This is a genomic window from Microcoleus sp. S36a_B3, from assembly GCF_036700745.1.
In the GTDB taxonomy this organism is placed as follows: Bacteria; Cyanobacteriota; Cyanobacteriia; order Cyanobacteriales; family Microcoleaceae; genus Microcoleus.
Genome location: NZ_JAUBPN010000001.1, coordinates 328963 through 349847, shown reverse-complemented (window position 1 = coordinate 349847; position 20885 = coordinate 328963). Strand labels below are relative to the sequence as shown.

The window sequence follows — 20885 nt, the reverse complement described above, 5'->3', positions numbered from 1 at the left end:
AGATGGACTTTCCGCATTCAATCTAGAAGCTTCAACAGCAGTCTAAAATTTTAGGAGTTCCCGGACTCAAGTCGGGGGATATCAGTTTTTGGAAACGGTCATTAGTCCGCAGTTAGTTGTTAGCAAAAAAACTGACAAGTAAAAACTAATGACTGCCGACTAATGACTGCCGACTAATGACTACTGACTACTGACTAATGACTACTGACTAAAAATAAACTGAACCTAGAAAATTAAACAAAAAAATGGCAACAATTCCACAGCAAAAAATCCGCATTCGCCTCAAAGCTTTCGATCGCCGAATTCTAGACGCATCCTGCGAAAAGATTGTAGATACAGCAAATCGGACAGCCGCCACTGCGATCGGCCCGATTCCCCTACCGACAAAACGACGGATTTATTGCTTGCTGCGATCGCCCCACGTAGACAAAGATTCTCGCGAACACTTTGAAACCCGCACGCACCGCCGCATTATCGACATTCACCAGCCTTCTGCTAAAACAATTGACGCTTTGATGAAACTGGATTTGCCAGCCGGCGTAGATATCGAAGTCAAGCTGTAGATTGACGAATTTTAAATACAAAAAGAAGGAGCAATGGAAAAATACATTGTTCCTTCTTTTTGCTGAAAGTGCGATCTAGAGTAGTCAGTAGTCATTAGTAAGTAGTCATTAGTCATTAGTCATTAGTCATTAGTCATCTTGCCCGCTCGCGAAGCCGAAGGGTAGTCATTAGTCATTAGTTCTCAATAAATCTGTATAATTAATCTAAAATTTGCACTGTGTGGGAACGCTAAAAAAAAACATTTTAAAGTGGCTATCATAGCTTTTTATGCTGTTTATTCAACAAAAACATAATTTTGATCATTTTGAAAGCATGACGGCTTGTTTGAGTTCGTAGGGGTGGCTGGGAGAATTGACGATCGCCCGCCGTCGATCCCGGAGCCCGCGTAAAAGCCCGATCGCCCCTGTTCCCCGCCCCGGAATGACTCAAATCAGTTAAAGTAAGAAAAATAAGCGCAAGTACCGTCACCTTTGAGCGACAATGGCATCCTCTTCCTCCTCCACAGTTCGCGAACTCCCCTTATTTCCGTTGCCGGAAGTGGTTCTATTTCCAGGTAGACCACTGCCGCTGCAAATCTTCGAGTTTCGCTATCGAATCATGATGAATACGATTCTTGAGGGCGATCGCCGTTTCGGTGTACTCATGTGGGACCCCAACCAAAACAAAGTCTCAGCCGTTGGCTGTTGCGCCGAAGTAATTCACTGTCAGCGCCTCCCGGACGATCGCATGAAAATCATGACTCTCGGACAGCAGCGGTTCCGAGTCCTCGACGCCGTTCGGGAAAAACCCTATTTAGTCGGTCTAGTAGAATGGATTGAAGACGAACCGCCACAAACAGACCTCAGACCTTTGGGCCAAGATGTCGAACAACTGCTGAGAGATGTAGTTCGCCTCTCCAGCAAATTGATGGATCAGCCGATCGACCTACCCGAAGACATTCCCAGTTTGCCTACAGAATTGTCCTACTGGGTAGCCAGCTACCTTTACGGCGCAGCGACAGAACAGCAAACTCTTTTAGAATTGCAAGATACTGCTGCGAGATTGGAACGCGAAACCGAAATTTTGACTTCTACTCGCAATCACTTGGCAGCGAGGACTGTACTTAAAGATACCCTCAAGTAGCCAATGGGGGCAGGAAAAAAGTACGATCGGTTTTGCCTGTACATCAGCCAAAATTGCACACAAATCATATTATTTTCAATTTAAAATCTTCCTATCGAAGATTTTAAAACTGTGAATGAACGATCGACTAAAGCTTTCGATCGCACTACCGAATTCCATTTTTTTTAAGAACTGGTATCTATTTGAGCGGCAAATTCAAACAAGTTCGGATAGGTTCTTTATCGCATTAAATGCTGGTGTTAGAAAATCACGACCAACCGAAACCATACGATGCAGTTAGAGGCGGTCAAATGCCGCCTCCTGTGGGCGGTGTGGTACTAGGCGGGCTAGCAGGAGTTAAACACCGACTGTCGGCTGCTGTCAGCGAACACCGTATTGCGGCGCTGAAGGAAACCTTTAATTACGGCGATGCAGGCTTCAAAATAGCGATCGAGATTTGTCAAAACGAAACAGGCCCCGTGCAGCAGGCGGCCTGCGATTTAGTTCGAGAGAGGCTAAGCGCGATCGCCCGCGAAAAATTACAAGCCTTCGTACCTGTAAGCTTAGATTCAGAAACAGGGACAGATAAAACTCAAAAAATATTAAACAACTCACCCAGTGCAGTCTCAGAAAAAACTAGCGATCGGCAGTTGTCAGAAGCACAATTAATATTTGAGACAATTCTGCAGCAAATGCAACCAAATTTGCTGCTGTTAGAAGCATTAGTATCCTCTGTAAAGCGCGAAGAATTTACCAACGAATTGATGAATCTTTGGGATTTGTTAATCTCAGAAATTCAAGAACCTCTCAAAGAATTGCGTCAGGCTGTTGGTAGCGCAATTTCCGCCCAACTCCGCATTCAGTGGCAGTACAATCAAGCTGAATCTCAAGCCAATCAGTGGCAGCAGCGAGCCTTGATAGCACTTCAGAAAGGAGATGAAAACTTGGTTCGCCACGCCTGGGTTCGGAAGCAGCTAGAGTTGGATCAAGTAGCAGAATTAAAAATTGACTTAGACGACCAAACTGTGCGAGTAGAAACTCTCAACCGCAACTTGCTGGCTTTGGAAAGCAAGATTACTGAAGCTAATTCTAAGAAAGAGATTCTCAAGATGCAGGTTCATTTTGCTAAGGTACAGGAGCAAATTAACTGCACTTTCAGCCAAATGAATAATATATTTTTCCGTCCTTAATTGTTGGATTTTGGGCGTAAATATTGCCCGACTTCAGGCTTGTCTGATGCAAAAATGAATCGCCCCGCTAAAAATTGTTGAATCATCAAACTTAGCGCCTTCCATGTTAGCACCGCATAAAAAAGCCCCGCTCAAATTAGCGCCGCGCAAGTCAGCTTGTCTCAAATCTGCGCCCTGAAGATTAGCTTCATACAACAAGGCTCCTTTCAGGTTAGCCTTTTTGAGACTCGCTGACCGCAGTTTTGCCTCAGTTAGATTAGCTTTTGTAAAATCTGTATTGTCCAAGCAAGCATCAATGAGGTTTGCTTCGATTAGGTTAGCTTTGTAAAGTGAGGCCCCGGTCAAATCCACACCGATCATTTTTGTCTGGCTCAAATTGGCTTTGTTCAAGTTGACCTGCATCATTTCAGCTCCTGTCAACCTTGAAAAAGTTAAATCTGCTTTGCTAAGGTTTGCCCCATTTAGTTTGGTCATTACTAAGCAAGCATTTTTGAGAAATGCACCTAGTAAGTTTGCCGAACTAAGGTCTGCCAAAGTTAAATTAATTTCATTCAAAGTTGCACAGGCTAGATTAATATGAATCAGGAAAGCTTCACGCAAAGAAGCCTCTTTCAAGCTGGTTTCGTGAAAATCTCTTTCTCCGGCTGCATATCGCTTCAGAAGTTCATCAGCATTCATGTCGCTAGCCTCCTAAGTGGTAGCTAAAATTATACTACTGATAGTACAGTGTAGCAGCCGAAGATTTTTAAAGTTTCTGTGTGATTTTTGAGTTCTTCTACTGCCGATCGCACTAATGTAGAACCAGCATCCGCTTCAACATCCGTAAAAAAAATATATTCTCCGAGCGATCGCTTAGTCGGTCGAGATTCAATGCGACTTAAATTAATACCGCGACTGGCAAATACTTGCAAAGGTTTTACCAGCGATCCCGGCCTATTGGCAGGTACGCTAAAAGCTAGTGACGTGTGAGTGCAATTAGGCGTTGTCTCTAGATGCGACGGGGATGCTGATTTCGTGGCGGATTGAATTGATGAGTCGTGGGATGTTGCAGCGTTTCCCAATTTTCCTGTATTTGGGCCTAGTACCCAAAATCGAGTGTAATTGTCAGGATAATCATTAATCGGGCTCGCTAGCACTGGCAATTTGTAGAGTTCGGCCGCTCTTGGGGAAGAGATTACCGCGATACTTTTATCTTCTAGGTACTGCAACGCTTCCGTAGTTGAATTTGCCGGAATCAACTCAGCCGCCGGGATAAACTTTGCCAACCACAACTGACACTGAGCTAGGGCTTGCGGGTGAGAGTAAACTTTTTGAATCTCGTTAAAATTTTGAGCATTGGACAGCAGCGCGTGGGAAATCGGCAAAACCAAGGCGTGTTGAATGCGGAGTGCATCCAGCCGCCACAGGGTGTCTAGGGTGACAGTCACACTGCCCTCGATCGAATTTTCGACCGGCACAATTGAAAGGTCAACCAGCCCAGAGGCAGATGCCTCTAATGCCTGAGAAATGGTGGAATAAGGACACAGGGTGCATTCGGTGTTAGTTTCGAGACTTAACCAATTGACATAAGCTAGAGCTGCTGTTTCTGCATTCGTACCTACAGGGCCGAGATGTGCGATTGAAATTTTCATAATTAGTAGTTTTATGTTACAAATGTTTGCTTGACTCTCATCAGCCAGCAGGTACGATGAAAAAATTAGCCAGAGTCCCGAAAGCTTAGATCCGTAATTTCTCGGATGACATTGCGGGAGTGCGCGAGCTAATGCGAGACTTATGTCACCTTAAAAAGGTTATAGTTTATTAAGATATGCTTACAAATCCTATATATTAATATTTTCTCATGTATATCCGATTTAATTCTTCGCAATCCGTTGAGATCGCCGTACCAGATGAACAGGTTCCCATTCAACATTATCTGCGCCAGCCGAGGCGACTGGTGAACGCCTTAGTCGATCGCACTCGCACAGAGCAACTCAGCGATGACTGTTTCCGCCTGAAAATGCGGCCGTTACAATTTATGATGCTGAACATTCAACCCACGGTAGACATGAGGGTGTGGGCGCAGTCAGACGGCACAATCAATTTAGAGTCCGTGGCTTGCGAAATTCTCGGAGTGGGCTATATAAACGATCGCTTTGCTCTCAATCTTAAAGGACAGCTTGCTGCACACCAAAGTAGCGGGCTAACCTGCTTGAAGGGAAAAGCCGATTTGGAAGTGCAAGTAGAATTACCGCCGCCATTCTGGCTGACACCGAAACCGATTTTAGAAGCAACGGGCAACGGTTTGCTCAAAAGCGTGCTGTTGAGCGTCAAACAGCGGTTGATGCACCAGTTGCTCTTAGATTACCGCCGATGGGCAAGCAACGAAATAAACGTAATATCGAGCGATCGCCCTCAAATCTTATCTCTAGAAGGGTAATTTTGTGCTAGAGAATCGGTGAATTAATTTACAGCGATATTTGGCAAAAAATCGGCTTAATTGCAGAAATATTAGTTAAACGCTCGAATATAGCAGTTCGAGTGAAAAATGGGGTATCGATCCCCCAATCCCCCAATTCCCCAATCTAAAATCTAAAACTTGTACCCTCGCGACTTGTACCCTCGCGTAGCCGAAGCAAGCCGAAATATCTAAAATCTCAACTCCTCACCTTTTTGACAAAGGCTGTAGTACACCCAGAGTTTTATGGGATTTTGTGGGCTAGATAACGGCGGATCACTCAAGAATATCGATGTAAGTCTGTGCTCCTTCTTGATCGTCTTCAACGACTCCTACACCGATAGACCAATCAGTCGATTGGTCTTGTGAAGCTTCGTCTTTTTGGCCGATAAATTCGCGCTCTGGCGGGCTGGTAACTGTATCCGCTTCCAAATTAGTCGCCCCTACCCGAATTCGGATTTTGGGGCCGGAATTGCCCAAGCGAATCGTCATCCCGTCGGCGACTGACACCTGAGCGATCGGTTTATCATCTACATAAGTACCGTTAGCACCAAAATTAATAATTTCCCAGCCATTGGCGTGATTCCACAGCTCTACGTGGTGGCGGGAAACCACAGCACTGTAAATAATTACATCATTGTCGTTCGATCGACCGATCCGAACCACCGAAGCGGATTCAAAACACCACTTCTGAACCGCGACAGACTGGATAGGATGTAGCAGAGTTAAGGTAATCACGGATGTTTTGACACTCCGCCACCAAATACAAACGAATATGCTTCAATATCGATTTTTTCGGATAAAACCGCCAAAAAATTGATTCTCAAAAAAGTGGTCAGTGGGTGGCGACTTTCTCGCCCTACAGAAGTTAACCACTTATTTATGCCGGAGTTTCTAGATAAAATAATAGTTTGCTGTATCAAACAACATAGGTCTTTTCGAGTTGCTAACATTTTCCTTATTAATTCAATACCAATAGAATACAATGCTTTGAGCAGCACTGGAATTCCTGATACCCAAAGCCTCAATATCCGACACCAAAAATACCGATCGACCTTGCGGGGGCGCGTCGCCCCTAAAAATACGATCGGTAATTAGTCGCCTCGGGCCCTCTGACCGCACTTCAGAGATCCGACTCTGGGGGCTCCGGTGTCGGCGGTGGCGATCCAGATTCCTGCCTTTGTCGCTTCAACTCTGCTACTTTTTCTTGAGCTGCATCTCTGACTTCTAGAGCTTTATCTTGGAGTTTTTCCGCCAGATTTTGAGCGCCCCGCTTCACCTCTGCCACATTTAGGAGAGTTTGGTCGTAATCTTCGTGTAAAAACTCTGCTACCAGACCGACTTTTTTGTGTAATCCCTCAGCGTACTGTACGGGTTCCGACACAGAAGCCTCTGAAACGATCGCCCGTTTGCTGCCGAGCGACGAAATCGCCCCAACCGGCAACAAGTAAATCCCGTCTAAAACGCCGCGCCAGCCGCTCGATTTAAACAGGTAATCGGTAACAGAACCAGTTGTGACATCAAATAGGTAGTCAACCACCGTACCTGCCTTATTTCCTGCGTCCGTGAGCACCTCAAGCCCGATCGGACAAACAGCTTGTTCCGGCTGATGCAATTCCGGGAGTTCCGGGTTAATAGTGACAAAAACATTTTCGCCCACAGCATCAACTTGCGCCCAAGCGAACCAGGTTTTTTTGTTCCCCAAAAGTCCCGACTTGCAAGTAAAGCCGATCGCCCGCTGGGAGTGAGAATCGAGCCAAAGCTTGTCTACCCTGCCGACCTCTTCGGCAGTTCTGCGGTCGATCGTGCGGCGGTTTAGCAGTTCGCTGCGCTTAACAATCTGTTGTTGCGATCTACTCATAAATAAACTCCTGAGTGGCTACGAGAAAAAATGTCGGTCGAAGCGTCGATTTAAGATTTTAGGTTTTTGGCCCGTCAGAGGAATCACCGCATTAGGAACCAGCGTCTAAAATTTTGGGATCGATCCTCAGCAGTATCGGGGTTAAGAACTGCTCGATAATCTCTACCCATACCTGGACATTACTACCGTTTTTGTTCAGATATCAGACATAACTGTAACCATCTTTGCGATGGATGGCTTTACAGTAATCGAGCCTTACCGAAAACCGTTTTTTGTTGATAATGAACTCACCTCTTCCATCCGACATAGGGCAGACTCTAGCTGTAAATGTTCCTTGATACTTACCTTTCGGTACATCGGCTCGAACAATATCACCAGTACAAAAGCCCAAAATTGGACGCAATGGACGATGCTTGATTGGATAGCCATATTTATCTGTTTGGCAGCGCTGCCTTGGACCCAAACCAGTTGCAGTGACATTGAGAATGCGCTCTGTTAAGACTTGCAGCGTTTTTGTGATACCAACACAGGCAGCGTCTAACCAGTGAGTTTTTTGTAATCCCAACCGAGTCCTGTTGTATTTGGTTTGTCCTCCTGTACCTGTATAGACTGGCAAGCCTGTTTCTTTGAGTCGATTAAACAATGCCCATCGGGTAGCATTAACGGCTGCTGCATCCAAACAAGGTCGCTTGGCTTGAGCTAATATCCGCTTAAGTAGATCGGGCTTTTTTGAGAGGAACTGCTCGATTGATTTTGTCCCTTTCTTGATGTTGCATTTCTCACAAGCTAAGCACAGATTAGAGATGCGGTTGCTACCTCCTTTGGCTAAGGGGTGAATATGCTCGATCTGTAAAGGCACATTTTCAATCCCGCAATAAGCACAGTTTCTTTGCCACTTTTCTAATAAATACTCGCGGATCTCGCAGCCAAACAAAGTGCCTTGTTGGTATTCGCACCCGCTAATCTCTGGATTGTCTAGTGCTTGCGTGTCAAACTTAACTAGCTCCTGTCCGATCTCACGGATCGGAGCAAATTTACGAAGGCGCTTGACCCAAGTTTCTGTGGTTAAAACCCGATGCTTCAAGCTTGGTGCTAACCATCCTTGAGGGCGCGAACGGTTCAGAAAACGCGGCTGGCGGTAGCGTGTATTGCGGTTTCTCCGACCTCTCCGTAAAGACCTGCGAGAGTCAATAGCTAGTTTAATTTGCTGCCCGCGATGCTTCAATTCCATCCCCCAAATAACCTCATCCCTGTCAGTTACAAGAGCAAATCCCGTAACTTTTGAACCCGGATCGATTTTGAGAGTAAGAGGATGAACAATTGGACGCTCGATAGCTCGTTTCAGAATTAGAGTAAAGGGATATCTGCGAAAAGCAGCCGCCTTGCCCTGCTCTAATAATTTTCTTGCTTGTGCTGGATGAATCGGATTCATCGGTGTCTTTTGAGCGTCAATGAGAAAAACGTAGTTTGACATCTTCTGTCATCCAATTAAGTAAGGTTTGCCTCGGTAATGTTGAGAGGGCTTGTTAGGAACTAGGCACGGGCTTATCAACCTTTCGCCACTACTTTTTAACCTAGTTCGACAGGGCAGAAAACTGGCGTTTATTTTCTGGTGTCATTACCCTCCCAACGTAGGCTTAAGAAAGCCTTAACCTGCACGTTCGTTACTCTGTGGTAGAAGTTTCTACTTGTGTCCAGATTTTGGTAGGTTTTTACGAACGGGTTTGCAGTCATTTTTGAGCTGTAGCCAAAGATACTGATTTAATAATCTTCTTCCAAATAATTTGGAGTTTTTTCTGCCTCCGTTAAGTCATCCTCTTCTTTAGAAGTGCCAACTTCTTTTTGGTCGCGAAGAGGAATCGTGCTCAGGGGCGCGCCCAAGGAGGGAGCGTGAATTGCCTTAACATCCCTTGGCTTGACGCTAGGAACTCCTAACTCGACAGAGGGCTGATTTGGATCGACATTGATTTGAATTTTCGGGCCCGATCGAGCCAAGTGAACGATCAGACCGTCTACAACAGGAACCTTGGCGATCGGCTTACCATCGAGGTAAGTGCCGTTGGTACCTAAATTGATCAGTTCCCAACTGATGCCGCTGCGCCGCAATTCGATGTGGCGACGAGAAACCACAGCGCTAAAAAGAACGACGTGGTTTTCGTTCGATCGCCCGATCCGGACGACCTGCTCGTCTTCAAAGATCCAACTGCGGACGGGTATAGACTGGAGTGGATGTAGCAAGGTCAGCTTAATCACATTGGCAGCATTGAGTTTTGGTAGAGCGCCTCAAGATGCGATTTTAGATTTTAGACTTTCGATCGCCCAATCCAAACTCGATCTAAGAGATTTGAAATAGAAACGTAACCAGGTCTCCTTTCCCCAGAGAGATGCGGTCTCCCGCTCGCAACCGGTGTCGGTTTCCCTTTGGCAGAGGAGTATTGTTAACGTAAGTGCCGTTAGAACTGCCTACATCTTCTAGGTAGCAAGCATCTCCCTCCACCCGGAGATTTGCGTGTACCCGAGAAACAATCTCAGAATTAGCAAATCCAGAAACATCAATATCCGGCGGCACTAAGTCATTTGGCTTGCCTATGTGAACCACAGAAAGACTGTGAGGCAATTCTATCGGCGTATTTGTCTGAACGTGTATCAGGCGCGCCGATTGCTGTTGCAGTTGAGTTTTAGCCACACCCGCTGGCTGTGGGGCGGGAACCGGGGGAGAAGTATTTACTGCAGTTGCCGCCGATTCAGTTGTAACAGGAACCGAGAGTAAAGGCGGCGGATCTGGAATTGTAGGAATACTGGCGGGTATTTTTTCTAAGTTCGGCCCCAGATTTGGGGTGACAAAAGGTTCCGCTGCCGTCAGGGGTTCGGTGTCGAGTGCCTTATTTGCCGTAACTAAAGGTTCCCTTGCCATCATGGGTGCGGTGGGCGCTAAATCCGGCACCGGCGGCGATACCACTGTAGGCTCCACCGTCGAGGCTGACGGTACTGTCACCTCAACTTCTTCTGGAACTGTGGAACCCGGACGCAAGTTAAAGCCGCACTGACCGCAAAATGCTGCATCTGTCTGAACCGCTGCACCGCAGTTCGAGCAACTTGCGGTAACGGGTAAAGGCGTGTAGCAAGCCTCGCACTGGCTGGCCCCGTCGGGGTTCTGGTGATTGCAATTGGGACAGACAATCATCGATTTCTCCTTGCTATCGGCCAGATTTTCAAATCAGCCTCATAAAAAATACTAGGTATATGGTCAAATTTTAACTTTAACCGCCACAATTCTTATACTGCTTAGCCAATACTAGCAACTGACTCCGCACCGCGACGTTGGCGGTGAGGGGCAAAATCAAGTTAGCGATGTGCTGACTGTACTGCGACGGCGCAAGCTTTCCGGGCTATTTTAGGGCAACACCGGCGGCGGGATCGAGCAGCCACCAAAGTTCGCCCTCTGGTTGAACGAGTCTGGCCGGATAGGTCATGGGGTCGGCTGCGGGGGCAAAAATTTGAGCTAGGGCCGGTTGTTTGCTGGCTCCTGCGACTATGAAGATGACGCAGCGGGCGCGGTTGATTAAGGGGACTGTAAAGGTGATGCGGGGTTCACCGTCTTTGTTGCCGACAGTTACTAAGCTGTCCCGGACTTGCAAGGCTGGTGTGCCGGGAAATAGAGAGGCTGTGTGGGCGTCGTCTCCTATGCCCAACAGGATGATGTCGAAAGCGGGAAACTCGCCGTGGGATACTTTGAAAAACTGCTGCAATTGAGTTTGGTGTGCTGAGGCATCGGCTGCGGGGTCGCCGGAGCCTGTGGGCATCGGGTGGATGTTGCTGGCGGGGATGTTTGTGCGATCGAGCCACGCGAGGCGCGCCATTTTTTGATTGCTGTCCTGGTGTTCTGCGGGAACGTAGCGTTCGTCACCCCAGAAAACGTGAATTTTGTCCCAAGGCAGGTGTTGGCTGGCGATCGATCTGTAGAGCGGTTCTGGTGTGCTTCCGCCCGCTAAGGCGATCGTACAAAGTCCGCGTTCTGCGATGGCTGCTGCGATTTTCGACAGGACAACCGCGAGGGAGCGCTCTATGAGTTCTTCTCGATTTTTTAATACTTCTACTATTTTTTGCATTTATTTCCTTTTAACTTTCTTCTGCGTGTGGCGATCGGCAATTGCCAATTTTGCTTTGAAATTTTGCGATCGGGTCGATCGGCCGCCACGCTTGGAAGCCTCAACACCGCGTCAAGTCGGATTTTATCATTCTTAGCGGGCTTTGTATTCTTGTGGCATATATAGCCTTTCTGTTCTGTGCTCTGGTATGAGGTACTATGGGGCATAGGACATAGGGCATTGGTCAAGCAGGGCATTGGGCGAGCGCGAAGCGGAGGGATTGGGCATACCTCACCACGCTGGAGAACCGCTATATGTCTGTAGCAACTTGCGATCGCAAGCTCGATCGCACCCCCAAAAAGCAAAAATCATCAAGATTCCTGTGGTAGACTAGGAAAAATAGTTTTAAGTCCGCACAGGATGAAAGCAAAACTATGTCAAGCTTTAAGCGATTCCCTACATCTGTCCGCTATCTGATAGCCCGGTTGCGCCACTGGACGCAACCAGCGGTTTGGGCTCCGTTAGCCGTACTCTGTGCGGGCGGATTATTTATCTGGGAAGTCTCCGTACATCCAGAAAGGTTAAGCATAGATGGCGAAGAAGTAGCAGCCTCAAACAATCAAGCTTCGCTACCCGGATTGTCTGCTGAAGATAGCGCCATTGCTGCTGAAATCGACAGCTTGCCGGTGCTAATCAATCAGTTCAATCAGTCTAATTCTGAATTGAGTTTATTAAATTCATCAGTAGTCAAAGGCCCAGGTTTATTCAACGAAATTAACGCTGGTGGATCAGAAAAGTCCCAGCCATCTTCAGCCATGCAGCAGCAAGCCACGAGCCGATTGTTGACTTTGCCAAATTTAGCAAATCCTGATGCCGGGTTCCAAAACAATAATCCGCTAAATTCCAGCTTGCCAAGTTCAAACGCCGCATCAGCTTTGAGTTTATCTGGTAGTGGGGCGATCGTTTCAGGGATAAAAACGATCGGCTTTCCTGAGTCTGCTGGTACAGCGACAAGCACTTTATCGCAGCAGTCGAGCGGTGCTAATTCTGGCAAACAAAACGACGCGCCCCTGGCTTTGAGTCCGTTGCAAGCAGCTATGCAAAAATACCTCGCCACTAACACTTCGGCAACGGCGACTTCTACTGAAAACACGGCTTCCTCAGCTCAATTGCTCGATCGACCGGCTTCGAGCGAGTCTCCGGCAAATCCGGCAAATTTGCTCCCAGCGGCCGCTACAGCTCAAGGGAGAGCAAATCCTGTGAATGTTCCGGTAGCACTTCCCTCAGTTGCGATTCAAACAAATATAATCGGCGAATCTCCACAATTCTTAAACCCAACAGCTACAACCCCTGAATCATCTGCCCGGTTAAATTCCAGAGTACCCAGCCTCGGGGAAATTAATACTGCGCCTGCAACTGTAGCGATGCCAAAAAATCCCTATCAAACTAATTTATATGGCTCCGGTGTAGCACCGGAAGTTCAACCCGCGGCACTTCCAGCAGTCGTACCAGGGCCCATACCGCTACTTCCCAATGTCCGTCAATCCTCTTTTCCAAGTGCGATCGGGGAAAGCAAAATAATTAACCCCCAAGTCTCTCCCAATTCAGCGAATTCTGAATTTCAACCAGCTCAATCAAATCAGCTTAACTTACCTGGTCAGCCTAATTTTGGAGCTGTTCCTCAAAACAACAATAATCAGGGGCAGCAAATTCAACCGCAACCTTTTTCTACACCCCGATCGCTGACACCGGGACGCTACATTGGCGGCGGTGAAATCAATACTTTTGCTAATCCTTAAAGTTATTGGTTATTGGTTATTGGTTATTGGTTCTTGGTTCTTGGTTGTTAGTTATTGGTTGCTGGTTATTGGTTGCTGGTTATTGGTTGCCAGTCACAAATAAAATTGGAAAAAAAACAATGCTTTGCGGCCCAATTCCCAATTCCCAATTCCCAATGACTACTAACTGATGACTAAGAAATGAAAATTTAATAACTTAAGCGATTGCTCGTTACCTTCGCTCTGCCTGGTAATGCAGATAGGCGAGGAAGAGCCTCCTTTTATCGCGGAACTTACAGGATAGAGGACTGTAGGAGGTGCTTAAGCTGTCGCGCTTTTAAATTGCATATTCAGGGCGGGCGGGACAACCCACAAGATTTTTATTGTTTTTTACATAAAATTTAAATGCAGAACAGCTTAATGACTACTAACTAATGACCACTAACTAATGACTAATGACTAATGACTACTGACTACTGACTAATGACTACTGACTAATGACTAATTTGAGATAAATTACCTAGAGGCGGCTCGCACCAACAACAATCCGCCGATTCCAAAGCCAAAGGCTATGGGCAGCCAAGCCGAAAGAATCGGAGTCAAAGCAGCTTTTACGCCCATAGAACTGGTGATGAAAGAAAATACATAGTAAGTAAAAATTACAACTACACTAATCCCAAAACTCGTTCCTCTGCCGGAACGGCGCGGTTGAGTTCCCAAAGCTGCTCCCACTAAACCAAATACCAAGCACACGAAAGGAAAAGCATATTTTTCTTGAATTCGCACCTTGAGTTTGCGAATTTGCGGTACATCGCCGCTGTTTTTAAGGATTTCTAAACGCTCTAAAGCTTGAGCAATATTCATTTCCTTGAAATCTCGCACTCTGGCTGCTAAATCTAAGGGCGTGCGGGGGAGTTGTAACTGCTGGTGTTGAAATCTAACTATATTCCGGTAAGAGCCGTCAGGAGCGACAAGATAAGCGGTTCCGTTGTAAAAATCCCAGGTGTTTTCTGAGGGATTCCAAGTAGCTGATTCTGAAGAAACGATTTGATTGAGGCCTGGGGTGGAGCGATCGATAATTGTTAAACCTTTCATTTGCTTGCCGTCAAACTGTTCTGCATAAAAAAAGCGGGACAGGGTTTCTTCGCCGCCTTTTTCGGGTTTCCGAAATTCTGTGTAGATAATATTTCGATCTTGAAATGTTGGTTTTTCTCGCTTCAGGGCTCTGTCTAAAGTTACAGTTGCTCTGTAGCTGGCGGCTGGTACGACTAACTCTTGCAAAGCAAAGGTGAAGCCGGCAACAATTAAACTCATAATGACTGCGGGCATTACCAGTCGGTAAACGCTAACTCCGCAACTGCGGAGGGCGATGAGTTCGCTGTCGCTGGAGAGCCGGCTGTAGGCCATTAAGGTTGCTAGCAGCATTGACATTGGGAAAGCTAATACTACGAAGTAGGGAATTTGCAGCAGAAAAATTTCTAGGGCGGCGCTGTAGGGGAGGCCGGATTCTGTTACTCTGCGGACTAATTCAAATAAGGCTCCAACTGTGACGGCGACGGATGTAAAGAGTCCGACTCCAAATAGAAACGGGCCGATTAATTCTTTGGTAATGTACCAGTCCATTACTGAGATTCTCGGCAGCCAGTTGAGGGGATTGAAAGATTTGGAGATTGCTATTTTCATAGTTTGGCGTTTTTGCTGTTGCTCCTCAAGCTACAATTTAAATTATCAATTTTAAATTTCTGTATTGTGTTTGTATGGTTGTGGAGGGGCGGATTTATAGATATCTGGACTGGGATATTTATATCTAGGCGAATCCGCCCCTACTGAATCTGTCTGGCGCGCCTTTGGCGGTTGCTATACAAGACTACCGCATGAAGCTATCGCCTAGGTAATATTGCCGGACTAATGGGTTGCTGTAGAGTTCTTCTTCGGCACCAGAGGCTAATATTTGACCGTCTCGCATGATGTAGGCTCGATCGGTAATTTCGAGGGTTTCTCGGACGTTGTGATCGGTGATCAGGATGCCGATTTTACGATCGCGCAGTTTGGCAATTATCGTTTGAATTTCATCTACGGCGATCGGATCTACGCCTGCAAACGGTTCGTCTAAAAATAGGAACATCGGCCCGTCTCGCCCAGCGGCTAGTGCTCTCGCCAGTTCAGTCCGCCGCCTTTCTCCCCCCGAAACTTGAATTCCCAAACTGGATGCTATGTTTTGTAAGCGAAATTCTTCCAACAGGAAATCGACTCGATCTTTCCATTCCCCACGAGGCACTTGAGTTTGTTCTAGGACTAACAAAATGTTGTCGCGCACGCTCATGTTGCGAAAAATGCTGGCTTCTTGAGCGAGATAGCCAATTCCCAAATGCGCTCGTTTGTGCATGGGCATTTTAGTGATGTCTAAATCGTTGAGCCAAACAGTTCCTTGATTGGGTTTTTCTAATCCGGTTGCTATGTAAAATGTTGTGGTTTTGCCGGCACCGTTGGGGCCGAGCAGTCCTACGATTTCTCCTTGGGCTACGGAAAGGTTGACGCGACTAACTACATTGCGTTTTCCGTAGGATTTGTGAATATTTTCGAGTACAATTTTCATACTTGCCGAGGCAAATTATTAGAAGTCATTAGTCATTAGTCATCAGTCATCAGTCATCAGTCATCAGTCATCAGTCATCAGGCATGAGGCTATAAGGGCTTCGCTCGGAGGGTTAAAAGAAGGAAGAATAAGTACACAGCCAGCCTGTGAGCGATACCTAATTTTACGTTTAATTAGGTGGATTTACTTGCCTGTTAAATTTCAGATTGCTGGTTGGTGCGATCGCCCCTCAAGTGGATATTTGACAATCTTCAGGTTTTTACTTTTTTCAAGACTAAATTTTGCATTTATTCTCAGCTTTCAGGCGTCGCGCATTTAAACTCCGATCCAGGAACAGGCAGGATGCCCGTTCCACAAGAATTTCGGTAAAAATTATTGTCCGAAGTAGCTATGCAACAATTGATGTTTTTGGTGATAAATTTTGCTGCTATGGGGAGGGCTGTTACTTGGGTGCTGTTGAACTGGCCGGCGGTTTGGGGCCGATCGTATTTTGGGCTGCTGCATCTTGTTCGGGAGCAACGAGATAGACTGATTCTACCTGTCCTGGATTGTCTGGGAGGGCAATAAACCTGCCTTCATCGATCAAGTATGTCACGGTTTCGCCGCGCAGGCTGTTGCCCTGCTGCAATACGTAAACGTCGCCGCTGAGAATGATCCGGCGTTCGCGGCTGAAGTATTGAGCTTGAGCTGCTGTTGCTTGGATTTGGCGGGCTGGATAGTTGATTTGGACGTTGCCGCGGGCTGTCACGATGCCGGTTTTGGAGTCGGCTTCTTGAATGTCCGATCGCACGGAAAGGGTTCGGGGCTGCGCGGTTTGGGAATAGGTGGGAGAGACAATCGCGCCGGCCAGAGTCAGGGGCAACAGCAGCGACAATCCTTTGAATATGCGCGAATTAAGTAGTTTAGCGGAGGGCATCATAGCTTGCAAGCCTCAAAATATGTGAAATTGCTGAAGGGCCTTTTCCAACCCCTGATTTGTCTCTATGGAGATTAAATCCACCACACCCGATTTAGTTAGGTATTTTATCTTAACGGCCAGAAATATTCTCGTCAGGTCGATCGACCAGCCCGAAAGCATCAACCAATTATCCTAGCAAGACAATAGCCATTTTCACGAGGTGTTTGGCTGATTTGCTGGATTTGCAAGTTTTTTGACGGTTGCTCGCATCGGGAAGTTTCGGATAACCTCTCTAGGTACTAAGGCATTAGCTGTCCGCAGTGAGTTCGGCAAATTTTGATTTATTAGGTTCTTTCTTTAAAATAGTTGCCATCTCATTTCATTTGAGCATTGGCGGGGGCTGTATTTTTCTAGGATAGGGAAAGCTAGCGATCGATCGGCCGAAGTTGCGGGCGATAATGCTCCGCATCGCTAGTGCGATCGGGTTTCACCTGTCGGGAAAAATGTAAGGACAAAATTCAGCGGCTGCAAATAACCTTTTTCACAACGCCGACGCTCCCACTAGCTCTGCTGTAAAGATGTGTTGGGTTGCTTCCTTGATGCTCAGCTAGACCCGTTTCAAATACTGGGTTAGCCACTCTTGTAACTCTTGGCGGCTATCCTCATCAGGAGCATTCCCTAATGCTACATCTAAGTCTGCTCTTGCTTCTTGGTGTTGCCCCAGCATCTGATACACAATAGCCCTATAACATCGAAGTTTATAGTCTGTAGGATCTACGGTTAACCCCTGATTTGCGTAGGAAAGTGCTTCCGGTAGTCGGCGTATTTTGTAAAGAGAAAAGCATAATATTCGATAAATATGTAGTCTATCTTCAGATGAAAGATCGGTATTCAGTAATTGCTTACCTGATTTAATCGCTCTTCGATATGCTTGACTAGCGCAGTCGATAGCTACTTTAAAAATTTGCACTTTATCGTCATGAGTTACAATTTGAAAAATTTTCTTGGCAACCTTCTTTGCTTCATGAATTTCATTATTTTCCACCAAAAAATAGGCTAGTTTCAGATATGATTGCAAGTCATTTGATTTGTTACCTATATTTAGCTTTAATTTCTCCCATGTCTCTAGGGTATGGGGGTTACGAGCTAATCGCCAGTAGATAGCTTTCCGGCTGTGATATAATTGCCACAATCCGCACAGTAACCCTACGTGAACAATTGCAGTTAGCGATGCGTAAGGTTGAACAGTAAAGTCATAGATATTGACCCAATCTCCTCCACGCAAACCAAAGGACATTACAGGATACGCGACTAAACTGTAAATTGACTGTATACAGACATAACTATAAAGCAGTTCTCCAACAATTCGTTTGCGGATATAAGGGATGAAAGGAATTGGCAGTAATCCTAGAAGGATAGATACAAGGTTTCCGCTGAAGGCAATCCACCAATAATCAACAGGACTAAAATTTCCTGATGGAACTATATAGCCCCAATAGAATCGCCATTGGAAGGTTGATACTGTTCCTCCTACTTGCCAAGTAGCCAGACTATGCCCTATTTCATGCAACAGAACACCAATGGGTATCAAAACAAATGTAGCCAACCGCTGGGCTAACTCTAGATCTTTGAAAGTTACTTGGGTATCCCAAAATTTTGGCCATTGCTGAAACAGTTGCCAGAGGGTTTGAATACATATCAAGCCCGCAATAAAAGAGATTAGGTCAAAAGAATTAGTCATTAGAATGAGTCATTTAATAACTTAGTAAAACCCCTTACAATCTTCAATATACTTTGATAATTCGCGGCAATTGCAAGCCTGCAACTTCTGTACCTGCGAACAACGGTAAAAAATTAGCTACTGCTTCCGGGCCGGCTTGCTGCAAAGTGCTCAATAGTTTAGCGCTTTGTCGGAGCAAATCTTCAACAGCAATTTCAGCATAAATCGGCTGATAATAACTGAGCCGATTTATACCTTCTCCGAGCAAGATTACTGCACCGCGCCAGTTTTGATTGCTTAAGTGATAAAGCCCTACAGCAATTTGCAAAATTCCCTGATAAAACTTTTTTTCCGGCTCGCCCGCTTCCATCCACAAAGCCTCTAAAGTATCGTGACAAGCGTAAAAGTCTTGGCTGTTAAACTGTTCGATACTTTGCCAAAATTCGTCCGGCATTTCCTCTGTCATTTATTTGAGATTGGAAATTTTGAATTGGGATACAGCCTTCTCTAAAAAATGAGGTATTGACAATCTATTAATCTATGTATTAATAATCCATCAATCCCAATTTAAAATCTACAATCTAAAATCTACAATACTTGTAGATATCCTAAGTGAGGAATGCTCTAGAGCGTAGAGTGGCGATCGGTTTTGTGAATAGCTAAGTCTTAAAAATAGGAAAAATTACGACCTGTTGTCAAAACTGCTATCAATTTACGACCGCCTACTTAACCGATTACATAGTTTCTCTGACAGCTTGAATCTGATCCATGCCAATTTCCTGATTAGTTCCAGCAAAGTCGTTATCTGGTGTCAGAAATAACATACAATGACACTCTTTGCGCTCGCGCATGGGAATGCAAGGACAGTTCCAGTAGGCGGCTTTTACTTCGGCTTCTTTATCTTCGTAATGGCGACAAGGGCATAGGGGAGCACCTAGTTCATCTTTGTGCTTTGCTAGTCCTTCTATGACGACAGCAGTGACAGAAGGCTCGGAACAAAAGTAAGTTCCGGTGCGCTTGGCGTAGGTTTCGGAGAAATTCTTCATTGCCTCCAAGGTTTTTTCGTTGGAGAGTTTAGATTTTTCTGTTGTGTTCATAGTTCAGGATCGGAGTTGAGGATGCTACGAGCTTTTAACAATTGTATCGCAGAATGTGATTTTAAACACTTGTATATTTCTGTTTACTTACCAAGAGGAAACCTTGACAAAAATTGAGTTTTAGGTTGTGGGTTTTGTAAGGATTTTTTACGCATCCCGGACGGTTGGGGAAACAGGGCCATGACCCGGTTTTTGGAGCCTCCCAAAGATTTGACCGATCGCCCGCCCTGAAAAAAACATCCCCCAAAGGGGATACAAACAAGATAGAATATCACAGCGCTGTCCCTGTTTCTGGCATCTCATGGCAACTTCCCCCGACCCCACCCCCCGCAAAAAATCTGCTTCTGCTGCGCTGATTTGGCCCGCTGACACCGAGTTAGTCGGATTAGTGTTTGAATTGACTCCCCGCGCTGCTAGCTCTCTGTACGCGCAATATGCCATAGGTTTGCACGCTTGGTTTTTGCATCAAGTACAGGAAACTGACCCGGATTTATCGCTGCTGTTGCACGACGATCAGTCAGAAAAAGCCTTTACGATTTCGGGATTGGAAGGTGATTTAGCCGCTAGTGGCAAAGAATTTCAGCTTGCGGGCGATCGTATTTATCGCTGGTACGTCACGGGACTTTCAAAGCGAGTAGTGCAGTGGCTGAGTCAGTGGCTGCAAAATTTGCCCGAAGAGATATATTTGCGAAATGCTCCGCTACTCATTCGCTCTTGGGAAATTGCTTTTGCTCCCACAACTTACCAGCAATTACTAACAGCAGAATTACCATTATCGCGCAACGTAAAACTTAGTTTTGTAACTCCAACAAGCTTTCACAGCAAAGGTCATCACTTCCCTCTCCCGGTTCCTGAAAATGTTTTTCATAGTTATTTACGCCGCTGGAATAACTTTTCTGGGGTAATTTTTGACCAAGCCGAATTTATGAATTGGATTGATGAAAATGTAATTATTAGTGGCCACAAGTTGGAGTCGCAGAAGGTGGCGGCGGGCAAAAAAGGCATGGTGACGGGGTTTACTGGGGCTGTGGAATTTGCGATCGGGCGATCGGGCCAAAATCGCCCTGATTTTGTACAATTATTTTATGCTTTGGGGCGGTTAGCACCTTACTGCGGCACGGGGCACAAAACAACTTTTGGTTTGGGACAAACGCGGACGCAATGGCTGACAGAATCGGTGACAGAAGTGTCGATACAAAGTATTTTGGCGGCGCGAATAGATGAATTGACAGAGAAGTTTATGGAGATCAGAAAGCGTAAAGGCGGGACTCGGGCTGCTGAGATTGCGGAAACTTGGGCGACGATTTTGGCGCGCCGGGAATTGGGAGAATCTTTGTTTGATATTGCTGCTGATTTGGAAATGCCCTATGAAACTGTGAAAACTTACGTGAAGTTGGCAAGAAGGGCTTTGAAAGTGGAGGATTAAAGTAATTGGGCATTGGGAATTGGGAATTGGGCATTGGGAATTGGGAATTGGGAATTGTTAGCTGTTGACTGTTGACTGTTGACTGTTAACTACTGCCAACTGCCAACTGCCAACTGCCAACTGCCAACT

Annotated in this window: 22 protein-coding genes; 7 read left to right on the top strand and 15 right to left on the bottom strand. The window is 46.0% G+C overall.

The features are described 5' to 3' along the window. Positions 1-245: 245 nt before the first annotated feature. The 3 genes from rpsJ (at position 246) to QUA01_RS01545 (ending at position 2855) form a co-directional block, all read left to right on the top strand. On the top strand, positions 246-563 hold the full coding sequence (rpsJ, locus tag QUA01_RS01555; protein WP_194011386.1) for a 30S ribosomal protein S10: 318 nt from the start codon (positions 246-248) through the stop codon (positions 561-563). Positions 564-1044: 481 nt separating this feature from the next. Further along, a complete protein-coding gene (locus tag QUA01_RS01550) occupies positions 1045-1686 on the top strand; it encodes an LON peptidase substrate-binding domain-containing protein (RefSeq protein ID WP_333089728.1) in 642 nt (213 codons plus the stop codon). A 230-nt stretch (positions 1687-1916) separates the two neighbouring features. Beyond that, positions 1917-2855: a PspA/IM30 family protein gene (locus QUA01_RS01545; RefSeq protein ID WP_333089729.1), complete on the top strand. Its 939-nt coding sequence runs from the start codon at positions 1917-1919 to the stop codon at positions 2853-2855. A 33-nt stretch (positions 2856-2888) separates the two neighbouring features. Here QUA01_RS01545 and QUA01_RS01540 read toward each other — a convergent pair whose 3' ends face one another. Beyond that, entirely contained in the window at positions 2889-3533 is a 645-nt protein-coding gene (locus QUA01_RS01540) for a pentapeptide repeat-containing protein (RefSeq protein WP_333089730.1), read from the bottom strand. 29 nt (positions 3534-3562) lie between these two features. Beyond that, complete coding sequence (gene pheA / locus QUA01_RS01535) at positions 3563-4486, bottom strand: prephenate dehydratase (RefSeq protein ID WP_333089731.1); 924 nt, start codon at positions 4484-4486, stop codon at positions 3563-3565. A 209-nt stretch (positions 4487-4695) separates the two neighbouring features. Here pheA and QUA01_RS01530 point away from each other — a divergent pair, with 209 nt between their 5' ends. Further along, entirely contained in the window at positions 4696-5274 is a 579-nt protein-coding gene (locus QUA01_RS01530) for a DUF1997 domain-containing protein (protein ID WP_333089732.1), read from the top strand. A 294-nt stretch (positions 5275-5568) separates the two neighbouring features. Here QUA01_RS01530 and QUA01_RS01525 read toward each other — a convergent pair whose 3' ends face one another. The 7 genes from QUA01_RS01525 to pgl all read right to left on the bottom strand — a co-directional run bounded on the left by QUA01_RS01525 (position 5569) and on the right by pgl (position 11262). Beyond that, positions 5569-6030, bottom strand: a complete 462-nt coding sequence (locus QUA01_RS01525; RefSeq protein WP_194068620.1) for an FHA domain-containing protein — start codon at positions 6028-6030, stop codon at positions 5569-5571. Beyond that, positions 6027-6293, bottom strand: coding sequence for a hypothetical protein (locus tag QUA01_RS01520; RefSeq protein ID WP_333089734.1), 267 nt, complete (start codon positions 6291-6293; stop codon positions 6027-6029). The genes QUA01_RS01525 and QUA01_RS01520 overlap by 4 nt, the downstream gene beginning before the upstream one ends. A gap of 122 nt (positions 6294-6415) precedes the next feature. Then, positions 6416-7153, bottom strand: coding sequence for a PRC-barrel domain-containing protein (locus QUA01_RS01515; protein ID WP_333089737.1), 738 nt, complete (start codon positions 7151-7153; stop codon positions 6416-6418). A 202-nt stretch (positions 7154-7355) separates the two neighbouring features. Further along, positions 7356-8627 carry an RNA-guided endonuclease IscB gene (gene iscB / locus QUA01_RS01510; protein WP_194068626.1) on the bottom strand — a complete coding sequence of 424 codons (1272 nt, stop codon included), beginning with the start codon at positions 8625-8627 and terminating at the stop codon, positions 7356-7358. A 287-nt stretch (positions 8628-8914) separates the two neighbouring features. Next, positions 8915-9406, bottom strand: coding sequence for an FHA domain-containing protein (locus QUA01_RS01505; RefSeq protein WP_194068628.1), 492 nt, complete (start codon positions 9404-9406; stop codon positions 8915-8917). Positions 9407-9488: 82 nt separating this feature from the next. Continuing rightward, positions 9489-10337 carry an FHA domain-containing protein gene (locus tag QUA01_RS01500; protein ID WP_194012556.1) on the bottom strand — a complete coding sequence of 283 codons (849 nt, stop codon included), beginning with the start codon at positions 10335-10337 and terminating at the stop codon, positions 9489-9491. 205 nt (positions 10338-10542) lie between these two features. Beyond that, positions 10543-11262, bottom strand: a complete 720-nt coding sequence (gene pgl / locus QUA01_RS01495; protein ID WP_333089740.1) for a 6-phosphogluconolactonase — start codon at positions 11260-11262, stop codon at positions 10543-10545. A gap of 235 nt (positions 11263-11497) precedes the next feature. On the opposite strand from pgl, the gene QUA01_RS01490 reads away from it, so the two are divergent. Together QUA01_RS01490 and QUA01_RS01485 are read left to right on the top strand one after the other, a co-directional pair. Next, positions 11498-11635, top strand: coding sequence for a hypothetical protein (locus tag QUA01_RS01490; RefSeq protein ID WP_194068633.1), 138 nt, complete (start codon positions 11498-11500; stop codon positions 11633-11635). Positions 11636-11675: 40 nt separating this feature from the next. Then, the gene (locus tag QUA01_RS01485) at positions 11676-13040 is read left to right on the top strand and encodes a hypothetical protein (RefSeq protein WP_333089745.1); all 1365 of its coding nucleotides are present in this window, start codon (positions 11676-11678) and stop codon (positions 13038-13040) included. A gap of 495 nt (positions 13041-13535) precedes the next feature. On the opposite strand, the gene QUA01_RS01480 is transcribed toward QUA01_RS01485, so the two are convergent. The 6 genes from QUA01_RS01480 to QUA01_RS01455 all read right to left on the bottom strand — a co-directional run bounded on the left by QUA01_RS01480 (position 13536) and on the right by QUA01_RS01455 (position 19330). Further along, positions 13536-14702 carry an LptF/LptG family permease gene (locus QUA01_RS01480; protein ID WP_194068637.1) on the bottom strand — a complete coding sequence of 389 codons (1167 nt, stop codon included), beginning with the start codon at positions 14700-14702 and terminating at the stop codon, positions 13536-13538. Between the two features lie 184 nt (positions 14703-14886). After that, positions 14887-15615 carry an LPS export ABC transporter ATP-binding protein gene (gene lptB / locus QUA01_RS01475; RefSeq protein ID WP_333089748.1) on the bottom strand — a complete coding sequence of 243 codons (729 nt, stop codon included), beginning with the start codon at positions 15613-15615 and terminating at the stop codon, positions 14887-14889. A gap of 442 nt (positions 15616-16057) precedes the next feature. Next, positions 16058-16534 carry an LptA/OstA family protein gene (locus tag QUA01_RS01470; protein ID WP_333089750.1) on the bottom strand — a complete coding sequence of 159 codons (477 nt, stop codon included), beginning with the start codon at positions 16532-16534 and terminating at the stop codon, positions 16058-16060. Between the two features lie 586 nt (positions 16535-17120). Beyond that, positions 17121-18254, bottom strand: a complete 1134-nt coding sequence (locus tag QUA01_RS01465) for a hypothetical protein (RefSeq protein WP_333089752.1) — start codon at positions 18252-18254, stop codon at positions 17121-17123. Positions 18255-18297: 43 nt separating this feature from the next. Continuing rightward, positions 18298-18699 (bottom strand): DUF309 domain-containing protein, encoded by a 402-nt coding sequence (locus tag QUA01_RS01460; RefSeq protein ID WP_333089755.1) that lies wholly within the window; start codon positions 18697-18699, stop codon positions 18298-18300. Between the two features lie 268 nt (positions 18700-18967). Then, positions 18968-19330, bottom strand: a complete 363-nt coding sequence (locus QUA01_RS01455) for a ferredoxin-thioredoxin reductase catalytic domain-containing protein (protein ID WP_194012549.1) — start codon at positions 19328-19330, stop codon at positions 18968-18970. A 301-nt stretch (positions 19331-19631) separates the two neighbouring features. Here QUA01_RS01455 and cas6 point away from each other — a divergent pair, with 301 nt between their 5' ends. Next, positions 19632-20756, top strand: a complete 1125-nt coding sequence (gene cas6 / locus QUA01_RS01450; protein WP_333089757.1) for a CRISPR-associated endoribonuclease Cas6 — start codon at positions 19632-19634, stop codon at positions 20754-20756. Positions 20757-20885 lie beyond the last annotated feature (129 nt).